We start from the raw sequence: 12,365 nt of genomic DNA, 5'->3' as shown, positions 1-12,365 counted from the left end.
GATTTTCAACTCATCACTTATAATCCTCTGATTGAGTATGCTGACGAACTATCTGAAAATTGCCGTTCGAAATCTACTGAGAAGTAAATCATTCTCGGCGATCAACATTCTTGGCTTATCGGTTGGAATGACCTGTTGCATGCTGTTATTGCTCTACATTCGCAGCGAATTGTCGTTTGATAAGCACCAGGAACACGCGGATAACCTCTACCTGGTTGGACAGGAACTGATCATAGGCGGAAAAGACAATGGCTCGGGTAACGAGCGGAGCAGCAGCGCTTCGGCGCCCTATGCGTATGCCCTGAAATCAGAATTCCCGGAGATTGAACAGGTAACCCGGCTATTTCTTAACATTTTTGATGATAAAACCCTGTTGCAGGTTCGGCAGGACGGTAAAGTGGTGACATCGTTTTACGAAACCCGCGGTTATCAGGTTGATTCAACATTTTTTGAACTGTTTTCGTATGAATTCACCGAAGGCAATCCCCGCACGGCCTTAACCGACCGAAACGCCGTGGTGTTGTCGGAAGAGGTGGCGCAGAAGCTTTTTGGCAAGACGCCCGCGCTGAACAAACTGGTCCGCATCAACGGAACCACCGGCAACGGAGAAGATTTTAAAGTGACCGGTGTATACCGCGACGAAACTGCCCGCTCGCACATCGATGCGCGGTTTTTGGTGCCCATGTCGGTTGGTTGGGTTGGCAATTACCTGCGGGAGGCAAAGCTCGATTTCTGCTGTAACAACCTGTTTACTACATACTTGAAGCTGAGGCCCGGCGCGGATGCGAAGCAGCTGGAGAAGAAGCTGCCTGCGTTCATGGAAAAATACGCCCGGGGCGATCTGAAAGCCGTCGGTTTTGACAAAAAGCTGTTTTTAGTTGCGATTCCGGACCTGCACCTGTTTAGCGCGTTCAAGCGTGTGATAACGCCCACCAACTCCCGGACTTATCTGTACATTCTAGGTTCCATCGCGGTTTTTACCTTATTGATCGCCTGCATCAATTTCATGAATCTGTCCACGGCGCGTTCGGCTAAACGGGCGGCTGAAGTCGGAATACGGAAGGTAATGGGTGCCGAACGGGGGGCCTTGATCGGGCAGTTTCTGGGCGAATCGCTGGTGTTGTCGCTGCTGGCGCTGGGCATTGCGTTGGCGCTGGTTTCGCTGCTGCTACCGGTCTTCAATCAGATTGCCAGCAAATCATTGACGGTTTCTGAATTGCTTGAGCCGCAGGTTGCTCTGGCTTTTCTGGGCCTGGCTTTGCTGACGGGGTTGTTTGCGGGTAGTTATCCGGCGTTCTTTTTGTCGATGTTTAACCCGGTCCACGTTCTGAAGGGCTACGCCACGAGTGGCAACTATTCTAACAGCTTCTCGGTGGTGACTCTGCGCCGGGGGCTGGTGGTTTTTCAGTTTGTCATTTCAATCGGAATGGTACTGGCCACGTTCGTTATTCAGGAGCAGATGCGGTTTTTACGGAACAAGTCGCTGGGGTTCACGCAAAATCAACAGGTTGTCATCCCGTTACGAAATAGCGATTCGCGGGCGGTTTATACCTCGTTACGGGGGGAAATCCTCCGGAACAATCAGGTGGTGGCTGCCGCCGGAACGCAGTACTATCCCGGCATCAACAACCCCACCGATTTTGGATTGTATTTACCCGAGCAGGGGGTAAAACAGAGCCACAACACCAAAACCAACTGGGTTGATGTTGATTACCTCCAGACGATGGGGTTCAAACTCAAAGCCGGTCGGTTGTTTTCCCGCGAGTTTCCGGGCGATACCAATAACCGACTTGTTGTCAACGAGGCCACGTTGCGAAAATTCCAGATTCCGCTGCAAAAAGCCGTTGGGCAGAAACTGAATTTTGACTGGCAGGGCCAGACGCATCAGTACGAAATTGTGGGCGTTCTGAAGGATTTTCATTTTGAAAACCTGCACCAGGCGATTGAGCCGTACGCATTTCTGCTCAACAGCCGACCAGACTACAATTACCTGATTGTTCACGTCAATACCGATAATATGACGAACGTCATCGGTTTTCTGGAGCAGAAGTGGAAGAGCCTGCGCCCTGAAGATCCGTTTGAGTATACGTTTCTGAACGAAGATTTTCAGAAGAACTACCAGGCCGAAGCTCGCACTTCGCAACTGGTGAGCTATTTTACGGCCATTTCCATCCTGATTTCGTGTCTGGGATTATTTGGGCTGGCGGCTTTTGCGGCCCAGCAGCGGACGAAAGAAATTGGCGTTCGGAAAGTGCTGGGCGCGTCGGTCACCGCCATTGTTCTGATGCTTTCCAAAGACTTTCTAAAACTGGTTCTGGTGGCCATTCTGATCGCGTCGCCGATCGCCTGGTGGGCCATGAATCAGTGGCTACAGGATTTTGCCTATAAAATTACCATTCCGTGGTGGGTGTTTGTGGGGGCGGGCGGACTGGCGCTGCTCATTGCTTTCGTTACCGTTAGCTTCCAAAGCATCAAAGCCGCGTTGATGAATCCAGTCAAGAGCTTAAAAAGTGAATAGGGAAGTGTAAAGAGGTATGACTAAAATAAAAATGGCATTCACTCAGACCGCTTCAGGCTGCATCTTACTGAAAGAATATGGTACGAAACTATCTGAAAATCGCCTGGCGTAACTTAATCAAATACCCGACCACAACCGGCATCAATGTTGCGGGGTTGACGATGGGCCTGGCAACCTGCCTTCTGATCGGGCTGTTCATTCGCAACGAACTCAGTTACGACAATTATCATACGAAAAAGGACCGTATTTACCGCGTCGGGATGATTCGAACCGCTGGCGAAAATGTGGAACAATGGGGCGTTACGCCGTATCCTTTGGCTCCGGCACTGCGCACGGATTTTGCCGATTGGTCGAAAATTGCCCGAATTCACGCGGAGGAAGAAGCGACCGTTGTGGTTTCACCGGAAAAACTTTTTAAGGAAGATAAGGTGGTTTTTGCCGAACCGGAGCTATTGGATGTGTTTGATTTTAACCTATTGACCGGTGATGGCAGGGCCATTTTGAACCAGCCTAATCAGGTGATTTTGGACGAGCGTACAGCCCGAAAATACTTCGGTACGGCTTCTCCCATCGGCAAAACACTTCGTCTGGGCAATGACCTGACAGTGGTGGTGAAAGGCCTCATGCAGGATGTGCCGGCACAGTCGAACCTGCCCGCCAGTATGCTGGTGTCGTTTTCGTCGATGAAAACCTATTTTCAGTTTGGAATTGAACAATGGGGTTTGCGGTCGGGTGGTAGCGTCTATGCCGTATTGCCCGAGGGGCGTTCGCCCGAAGAGTACGCCAATCGGCTGCGTCAGGCCGGGAAGAAATACTTTTCCTACCGGCCCGGAGAAACTTCCGAACTGGTGATGCAGCCGCTGCGTGATATTCATTTCAATCCGGCTTTTGAAGGAACGGTTTTGACTCCGGCCATTTCGCCAACGTATCTCTACGTGTTTGGGGTGGTGGGGTTGTTCGTGCTGCTAATTGCCTGCGTCAATTTCATCAATATGTCGACCGCCCGCGCCATGATCCGCGCCCGGGAAGTGGGCGTCCGGAAAGTAATCGGTGCTACGCAGGGGCAACTGGTTGCGCAATTTTTGAGTGAAGCTTTTTGGGTAACGGCTTTTTCGGCGGGGCTGGCTTTGCTGCTGACGTACCAGGCCATGCCGCTGGTCAATGACTTCATGCAGAAACAGATTGCCTTCGTCTGGGGTGAATCAACAGCCTTGCTACTGGGCTTCGCCCTGCTGACGGGCTTGTTGGCGGGGTTGTATCCGGCGTTCTTTCTGGCGCGTTTTCAGCCTATTCGGGTGCTGAAAACGGCGGCCGAACCGGGGCGGGGCAGTACGGCCTGGTTGCGGCAGGGGTTGGTGGTTTTTCAGTTTACGATATCACTCGTGCTGGCCGTGGGGGTCGTGGTTGTATACCGTCAGATGAACTTCTTCCGGGACAAAGACCTCGGTTTTGATCGGGAAGCCATCGTGGAAGTCGGGTTGCCCGAAGCAAAGGGTTTGCAGGAACTGGGCCGATCGTTGCGGCAGATTCCGGGCGTCGAACAGCTTTCGTTTGCTATCGGAGCACCGACGTCAACCAACAACTTCAACACCTCCATACACATTGATCGGGCTGATCCGACTAAAAAAGTGGGTATTTCGCTCAAGATCGCTGATGCCGATTACCTCCAAACCTACGGACTCAGGTTGCTGGCGGGGCGTTTTTTCGAACATCATGATACGCTGGCCATTGCCAATACAATTCCGCAGGCGGAGCGGAGGTTTTTCTACGTGGTCAACGAAAATACCGTCAAGGCACTCGGCTTATCGAAGCCCGAGCAGGCGCTGGGGCGCAAAATTCGGGTGGGCCTGTACGACATCGATGGCGAAATCATTGGCGTCGTCCGGAATTTTCACACCAGTTCCCTGCGGGAGCCAATGCGAGCGATGGTGATGATGAATTTTCCGCCATTCTACTATTCGGCGGGCTTAAAACTGCGAACGAGCGACTATGCCGGTACGCTGGCAGCCATTGAAAAAAGCTGGAAAAAGGTTTTCCCGAACGCGCTGTTCGAGGCAAAATTTCTTGATCAGAGTTTACAGGCCTTGTACGAAAACGAACAGCGGCAGTTTACGCTTCTGCGGGTTTTTGCGGGGCTGGCTCTGGTGATTTGCTGCCTGGGATTGTGGGGGCTGGCGTCGTTCGTGATTGAACGGCGAACGAAGGAAATCGGCGTGCGGAAAGTACTGGGGGCGTCGATAACCGGTATTGTAACCCTGCTGGCAAAAGATTTTCTCAAACTAGTACTGGCCGCGTTGCTCATCGCCACGCCGATTGCCTGGTACGTGATGGAACGCTGGCTGAGTGAGTTTAGCTACCGCATCGACATTGAGTGGTGGGTGTTTGCCATTGTGGGAGCCGCAGCGGTTCTGATCGCTTTCGCAACGGTTTCGTTCCAGAGCATCAAAGCCGCGCTGATGAATCCGGTTGCTTCACTGCGTTCGGAATGAGGAGCGGGCTGCGCATTCATCGTCGGTCATTTTAATGGAACAGGCATGCTAACGAATTATCTTAAAATAGCCATCCGCAATCTCTGGCGGAACAAGCTCTTTTCGCTGGTCAACATCATTGGATTGTCGTTGAGCATGGCCGTCGGAATTGGGCTGCTGACCGGCCTGAAAGCCAATTTTGATACGGATCATTTTCATCCGTATCTAGACCGTACGTTTCGTATTTTGACGGACGTCTCAGCCCCCGAAGGCAAAACGCGCTGGGCTACCACCCCCCAACCGATTGCCACGTCCATCCGACAGATGAGCATGGTGGAAGAGGTAGTGCAGGTGCGGCAGGGCGGTGCCGTTCGGGTCATCAAAGACAAGGGCGAGATCAGCGTCAATACGGTTTTTACCGAGCCGTCTTTTTTCAACGTCTTTGGTTTTAGACTACTGGCGGGGAACGCCAGCACGGCCCTGCAGGCACCGCAGACGGTTTTGTTGAGTCAGTCGGTTGCGCTTCGGCTTTTTGGTGACCGGAATGCATTGGGGCAAACGATTTTGTTCGATGGCTTGGGCCAGTTTACCGTTGCGGGTATTATAGAACAGCCGCCCTTACGAACGCACCTACCCGTCGAAGCAGTTTTCTCACTGCAAGCGGCCCGGAGCCTGGAAAAAGCTGGGCGAATTCCCGTGCTGTCAGATCAGTGGGAAACGTACAAAAGTACGGCCACCTACGCACTGCTGCGTTCGGAGAACGACGCGCCGGCTTTTGAACAATTGCTGAATCGACTCCATCGGAAAGCAGAATCGCAGCAGCCTGTTCTGTCGTTCTCTGCTCAACCGATTGAGAATATCACCCCCTGGGACCCGGCTATCCAGAATGATCTACACGCGGGCATCAACTGGAAGGGGATTGGACTCAATCTCTTTTTGGTGGCGGCCCTGACGTTGCTGGCGGCTTTCAACTACACGAGTCTTTCGCTGGCGCGGTCGCTCACGCGGGCGAAGGAGGTGGGCATTCGAAAAGCTAGCGGGGCGCTGGGCCGACAGATTTTGAGCCAGTTTCTGACCGAATCAACCATTATTGCCCTGTTTTCGCTGCTGGTTGGGTTCGTTGTCTGGTATACGGTAATTAACTCGGGGTGGTTGCCCCAATCCGAAGCCAGAGCCCACTGGCCGGGTGGTCAGTTGATGGGCTGGTTTCTTTGCTATGCGGTTTTGACCGGCTTGGTCGCCGGAGCGGTTCCGGCGGGGATTCTAGCCCGTTTCCAGCCGGTGCAGGTGTTGCGCAATCTGCAAACCATCCGGCTGTTTCGAAGCGTTGGTTTTTACCGGGTGCTGATTGTGATTCAATTTGCCGTTACGACCGTGCTGATGGTGTTCCTGGTTGTTCTGCGCGATGTGGGGATTCATACGAGCGATGACTTACGGGCGGTGTTGCCAGCCAACGTGGTTCTGCTCACACTCCGGGGCGAATCGGCGGAAAAGCTCAGACAGCCGCTGGAGCAGCTAAGCCAAGTTCGGCGGGTAACGGCATCCAGCCAGGTAGCGATCTACCCCGCTACGCAACCCTGTACCTTGCAGATCGCTGGCACTTCACCCCGGATGGTGTATTCAAAAGCCATCGACGAAAATTATCTTTCCGTTTTTGGGTTGACGCTACGCGCGGGCCAAAACCTGCCGCCCAATCTTTCGACAACGCAGGAGCAATATGTGCTGGTGAATGAGGTTCTGGCGCGGCAAGTATCCGGAAATAAACCCGAAACCGCCGTGGGGCAGCGCATCCGCGTCGATTCGGCCGAAGTCAGCATTGCGGGTGTTGTGGCAGAACCGGCTGCGCACCTGTCACCACCATCGGCCACGGTGTATCGGTACCGGCCCCATCAGGCAACCTTGCTGGCGCTGCAAACCGAACCCGGTAGCGAAGCCGCCGTGCTGGAGGCCAGCCGCCGAATCTGGCAGCAGCAGGTCCCTGACCGTTTGCCCGAAATCTACCGGTACGACCAGAAAATCCAGGATGATTTTCAGAATGGTTTTGGCCAGATTAATACTTTTTTTGGCTTCTTCTGCGGATTGGTTATGCTGGTGGCTTGTTTGGGGATATTAGGTATCTCGGCTTACGCCGTGGAAGTACGCACGCGCGAAATCGGGATTCGCCGAACACTGGGGGCCAGCGCCAGCGAAGTAATCTGGACCTTATCAAAAGCCTTTCTGAAACTGTTGCTGTGGGCGGGTGGCCTGGGGCTGCCGGTGGGCTGGTTTTGCGGTACGCTGCTTCGCGACCGAATGGCCACTGGCGCTGATCTGAACCCGGCCAGTCTGCTGGTTGGTTTTGGGCTGGTTATATTGGTGGGGGGCGCAACGGTCCTGTCGCAGACGATCCGGGCCAGCAGGATTAAACCGGCTGATGTTTTACGTGGAGAATAACTTTCATCCTATGCTACGAAATTACTTCAAAATAGCCTTCCGGAATTTGTGGAGAAATAAGGTTTTCTCCGGGATCAATGTATTCGGACTGGCCGTGGGGCTGGCGTCCTGCCTACTGCTGTTTATCTATATTTCGCACGAGCTGAGTTACGATGAATTCCACCAGAAAGCTGACCGAATTGTACGTGTTGTAATGGAATACAGCATGGAAGGGCAGGTGAGCCGGGTGCAGCAAACGGGTACCAAAGTGGCCCCGGAGTTCGGGCGGCAGTTTCCGGACGTTGAATCGGGCGTGCGGCTGGAAAACCGTCGGGCCGTGGTGAGCTACGGTGACCGGCAATTCAGCGAAAAACGGGTCGTCTATGCCGACTCGGCGTTGTTTGATATCTTCTCGTTTCCGTTGAAGCAGGGCAATCCCAAAACCGCACTGGCTGGCCCTAATCTGGTGGTTTTGTCAGAATCAGCGGCCCGAAAATACTTTGGCGACGAAAATCCGGTGGGCAAAACCGTACGCATCAACGCCGGGGGCGGAGATCGGGAGTATGCCATCACTGGCGTGGTGGCCGATTGCCCGGCCAACTCCCAGATCAAATACGACTTGCTGGCGTCTTTTTCCAGCCTTTCAGCGTCGAAAAAGGAAGAATGGTTTTCGGCCAACTACGCTACGTACCTTTTGCTGCGGAAGCCGGAGTCGATTGCCAATTTGCAGGCCAAAATTCCGGGATTTATGAAAACCCAGTTCAGCGCCGAAGAAATGACGGGCGGAAATTACCTCACGTATTTTCTCGAACCCTTGCGGCAAGTGCATCTGTATTCTGATGTGGAAGGAAACTTCGAGCCCAACGGCGACCTGCTCTACATTTACATTTTCGGTTCGGTAGCGATTCTGATTCTGGTGATTGCCTGTGTCAATTACATCAACCTGGCCACGTCGCGGGCGGTGGAGCGCGCGCAGGAGGTGGGCGTTCGGAAGGTGATGGGTGCCCAGCGGACGCAGTTGTTTGGGCAATTCATGGGGGAGTCGCTCATCGTAACATTCGTGGCATTGGGATTGGGTCTGGTGCTGGTTTATCTGAGTTTACCGTTTTTTAATGCGCTGTCTGACCGATCCTTTTCGTTTGGAGTGCTGACAGAGCCGGACCATGTACTCGGACTGGTGGGCATTAGTGCCTTGGTCAGTTTGATTGCGGGTGGATATCCGGCTCTGGTGTTGGCCCGTTTTGAGCCGGTTCGTGTGTTGAAAGGCCATTTGAAAACCAGCGGTGCCGGGCAGTTTCGGCGGGTATTAATCGTATTTCAGTTTGCCATTACAGCCTTTTTGATCGTCTGTACATTGTTGGTTAATAAACAGTTGTCTTATATTCAGGATAAAAAGCTGGGCTATAATAAAGACCACGTTCTGATGCTGCCTGCCGATCGGGAGGTGAACGAAAAAATCCGGGCGTTGAAGTCCGAATTCCGGCAAAATGCGGAGGTGCAGCAGGTAGCCCGCTCGTACGAATCCCCGACCTTCATTCAAGGAGGGTACAGCATGCGCCGGTTGGATAAAAGCCAGCAGCCGTATAAATCCGTTACGGCGTTGCCAATTGATGATGACTTTGTCAAAACCATGAATCTGCGCCTTGTTGCCGGTCGTGACCTTACAGCAAACGATCTGGAACGGGCTACGACGCCTGGCAGCGATAGCCTGCTGCATTTTCACTTCATCCTGAACGAATCGGCGGTGAAAGAACTCGGGTGGAAATCGGCCCGGGAAGCAATCGGTCAGAAAATGGATTTGGGTTACGGTCGGTTCGGAGACGTAGGGGCCGTGGTCGAAGATTTTCATTTTGCTTCCATGAAGCAGAAAATCGCCCCGCTGGTGCTGTTTCCGGAAGACGGCGGTCACGTACTGCTGGTAAAACTATCGGGAAACCGGTTGCCCAATACGCTTCAGTTTCTGGAAGAAAAATGGAAGACTATCGTGCCATCGCGGCCCTTTGAGTACGAATTTCTGGATCAGGAATTTAACGCCATGTATTCCGCTGAAACCCGTACGGGGCGGATTTTCGGGGTGTTTGCCTTTTTGTCAATCTTGCTGGCCTGCCTGGGTTTATTGGGCCTGTCGGCGTATACAACAGCACAGCGTACCAAAGAAATCGGAATTCGTAAAGTGCTGGGCGCTTCGGTGACCAACATTGTTCTGATGCTTTCCCGGGATTTTCTGAAACTGGTGCTCGTCGCCATTGTGCTGGCGTCACCGCTGGCGTGGTGGGCCATGAACCAATGGTTACAGGATTTTGCCTACCGCATTGATATCGTTTGGTGGGTGTTTGCTGTCGCGGCTCTCATTGCCATCGGTATTGCCTTCCTGACGGTGAGTTTCCAGAGCCTCAAAGCGGCCTTGATGAACCCGGTGCGCTCACTGCGCTCGGAATAAGTGTAAGAAGGTATCAGGATGTAGGGAAAGTGAATGGCCCGCTGCCTGCGTCCTGATCCCTTTGTCTAAACCCCCAGCCCTATGCTAACGAACTATCTCAAAATCGCTTTTCGCCAGTTGTGGACGAATCGGCTGTTCGGTTTTCTAAACATCCTCGGATTAACCGTTGGGCTGGCTGTCAGTACGTTTATTGCACTGTACGTCTGGCATGAGTTCCACTACGACCGCCATCATCCCTTTGCGGATCGGACGTACCGAGTCCTGTCGGTAGTCAAGTACGGGGGCGAAGAGGTTTCTATTCCGGGCTTGCACGAAGCTTTTGGCACCGAAGCCAAGCGGCAGGTTACGGAAGTGGAGGCCACCGTGCGGATGTCGGAAGGGCTGGGCGACGTGGTGCTGCAATCCGATGCGAACCGCCGTTTCAAAGAAGAAAAAATCGGCTTTGCGGATGCTTCGATCCTTTCGGTAATGGCTATTCGGTTGCGTTGGGGTGATGCAAAAACCGCCCTGAGTGAACCCGGACGCATTGTTCTGACCCGGGCGCTGGCCGAAAAGTATTTTGGCAGTGGCAATCCCGTCGGGCGTACGATCCAATACGATAAGCAGTATCCGCTGACGGTTTCGGGCGTGCTGGAGGAGTTGCCGACCAATTCCGTACTGCAATTCCGCGCCCTGGTGTCGGTAAGCTCCCTGCCCACGTTGGGACCGAACCGGCAGAATATGTTTAAAGCCGGTGGGTTTCTGACCACTTATCTCGTATTACGTCCGGAGGCTAACGCAAGTCTGGTGGAAAAGAAGTTGAAGAGTGTAGTGGCGGGTCTTGTGTTCAAGGACATGACAGCGAACTATATCCTGGAGCCATTGCCGTCGCTGCACCTCGATAGCCGGATGGCACCGAAAAACGCTCGTCAAACGCTTTATATTTTCCTGACGGTGGCGCTGGTGATCCTGGTTCTGGCCGTGATCAACTACGTCAGCCTGACCACCGCCCGGGCTACCAAGCGTGCCCGGGAAGTGGGCGTTCGGAAAGCCGTGGGTGGACAGCGAAACGAGCTGATCGGTCAGTTTTTCACCGAGTCCTTCCTCACCACAACGGTGGCTTTTGGGCTGTCGCTGGGCGTTTTGCAAGCCCTGTTTCCGTGGGCTAATCAGGCGCTGGATCTGCACATGGACAATCGGGTGTTGCGTCAGGGCCCCTACTGGCTGCTGATGCTGGCTTTATGGCTGGGCTGTTCGTTGCTGGCGGGCAGTTATCCGGCGTTGTTGCTATCCCGGTTCCGGCCGCAGGAGGTACTGAAAGGTACGATGAGCGCCGGACGGAGCGGGGCCACGGTTCGACGGTTCTTTACGACTGTACAATTTGCAACTTCGATTGGTTTGCTGATTTGCAGCATTGTGCTGTACACCCAGATGCGGTTTTTACGGACGAAAAATCTGGGCATCGACCGGGCGCAGGTTGTTGCGCTGGCGGTGGATGCCGAAATGGCGTCCCGGTTTCCGGTGCTGCGCGATGCCATCCGTCAGTGGGCGGGACCGGAAAACGTGGCGGTTTCGAACTCGGCTCTTTTTACGAATGACATTTCCATGTGGTTTTTGAATACCGAAAAGACCAAAAAGCAGGTGATCGTGCAGATGCTGACGGTCGACAAAAACTTTTTCCGGATGATGGGCATTCGCTGGAAATATCCACCGGTAGGCTGGGAGAAAAAAGCGGTAACCGAACCGCTGAGTATATTTAACGAAGCCGTGATGAAAGCGGCTGACATCAAAGGCAATCCGCAGCACCAAGCGCCCCCCTTCCCAGGCATGCAAACCGACGGTGTGGTGGCCGATTTTCACATTGGTAGTTTGCACGGCCCGGTGTCGCCCCTGCGTTTATCCGTAGTGAGCGATACGGCTAAAGCACTGGTTGAGCGGGGGAATTACCTGTTGGTTCGGTTCCAGCCGCATACCAACGTCGAGCAGGCTCTAGGCGAATTGAAAGCAATTTATAACCGCCATTCACCACCGGCTCCCTTTGATTACTACTTCCTGGATGATGCTTATGACAAACTATACGCCAAAGAGCAGCAGCTCATGCGACTGTTCAACGGTTTTACGGGACTGACGCTGCTGGTAGCCTGTCTGGGTCTGTTGGGTCTGATCACATTCTCGGTAGAAGCCCGCACGAAAGAAATTGGGATTCGGAAGGTGCTGGGGGCATCGGTATCCGGTATTGTGGCTTTGCTGTCAAAGGATTTTCTGAAACTGATTGGTATTTCGCTGCTGATTGCCGCGCCCGTGGCGTGGTATGTGATGGACAAGTGGTTGCAGGAATTCGAATATAAAATTGCGATCCAGTGGTGGATGGTTGCGCTGGCGGGCGGTTTTGCCGTGGTGCTGGCGACCTTAACCGTCAGTTTCCAGAGCATCCGGGCGGCTTTGATGAATCCGGTTCGCTCGCTACGCTCGGAATAATCAGTGTAAAATTAAGAGTTAAGAATTAGGAGTGATGAGTAAATCGTGCGTTAGCCCATTCATCGTCCAT

At 53.4% G+C, this 12,365-nt stretch carries 5 protein-coding genes; all 5 read left to right on the top strand.

The genetic code is table 11. The features are described from left to right. Positions 1-37: 37 nt before the first annotated feature. The 5 genes from ACYVH9_RS15740 to ACYVH9_RS15720 all read left to right on the top strand — a co-directional run bounded on the left by ACYVH9_RS15740 (position 38) and on the right by ACYVH9_RS15720 (position 12,295). Positions 38-2,518 carry an ABC transporter permease gene (locus ACYVH9_RS15740; protein ID WP_460637320.1) on the top strand — a complete coding sequence of 827 codons (2,481 nt, stop codon included), beginning with the start codon at positions 38-40 and terminating at the stop codon, positions 2,516-2,518. A gap of 77 nt (positions 2,519-2,595) precedes the next feature. Further along, complete coding sequence (locus tag ACYVH9_RS15735; protein WP_460637319.1) at positions 2,596-5,007, top strand: ABC transporter permease; 2,412 nt, start codon at positions 2,596-2,598, stop codon at positions 5,005-5,007. 45 nt (positions 5,008-5,052) lie between these two features. Continuing rightward, complete coding sequence (locus tag ACYVH9_RS15730; RefSeq protein WP_460637318.1) at positions 5,053-7,419, top strand: ABC transporter permease; 2,367 nt, start codon at positions 5,053-5,055, stop codon at positions 7,417-7,419. 10 nt (positions 7,420-7,429) lie between these two features. Then, on the top strand, positions 7,430-9,838 hold the full coding sequence (locus tag ACYVH9_RS15725; RefSeq protein ID WP_460637317.1) for an ABC transporter permease: 2,409 nt from the start codon (positions 7,430-7,432) through the stop codon (positions 9,836-9,838). An 81-nt stretch (positions 9,839-9,919) separates the two neighbouring features. Continuing rightward, positions 9,920-12,295, top strand: a complete 2,376-nt coding sequence (locus ACYVH9_RS15720; protein ID WP_460637316.1) for an ABC transporter permease — start codon at positions 9,920-9,922, stop codon at positions 12,293-12,295. Positions 12,296-12,365 lie beyond the last annotated feature (70 nt).

The sequence above is a fragment of the Larkinella harenae genome (genome assembly GCF_054780515.1).
Note: the sequence above shows the minus strand (reverse complement) of the source record. Positions and strands in the feature narration are given on the sequence as shown.

Excerpts from the sequence above, each read along its gene's own strand:
- ACYVH9_RS15740 (WP_460637320.1), top strand. The coding sequence starts at position 38 with ATGCTGACGAACTATCTGAAAATTGCCGTTCGAAATCTACTGAGAAGT.
- ACYVH9_RS15735 (WP_460637319.1), top strand. The coding sequence starts at position 2,596 with ATGGTACGAAACTATCTGAAAATCGCCTGGCGTAACTTAATCAAATAC.
- ACYVH9_RS15730 (WP_460637318.1), top strand. The coding sequence starts at position 5,053 with ATGCTAACGAATTATCTTAAAATAGCCATCCGCAATCTCTGGCGGAAC.
- ACYVH9_RS15725 (WP_460637317.1), top strand. The coding sequence starts at position 7,430 with ATGCTACGAAATTACTTCAAAATAGCCTTCCGGAATTTGTGGAGAAAT.
- ACYVH9_RS15720 (WP_460637316.1), top strand. The coding sequence starts at position 9,920 with ATGCTAACGAACTATCTCAAAATCGCTTTTCGCCAGTTGTGGACGAAT.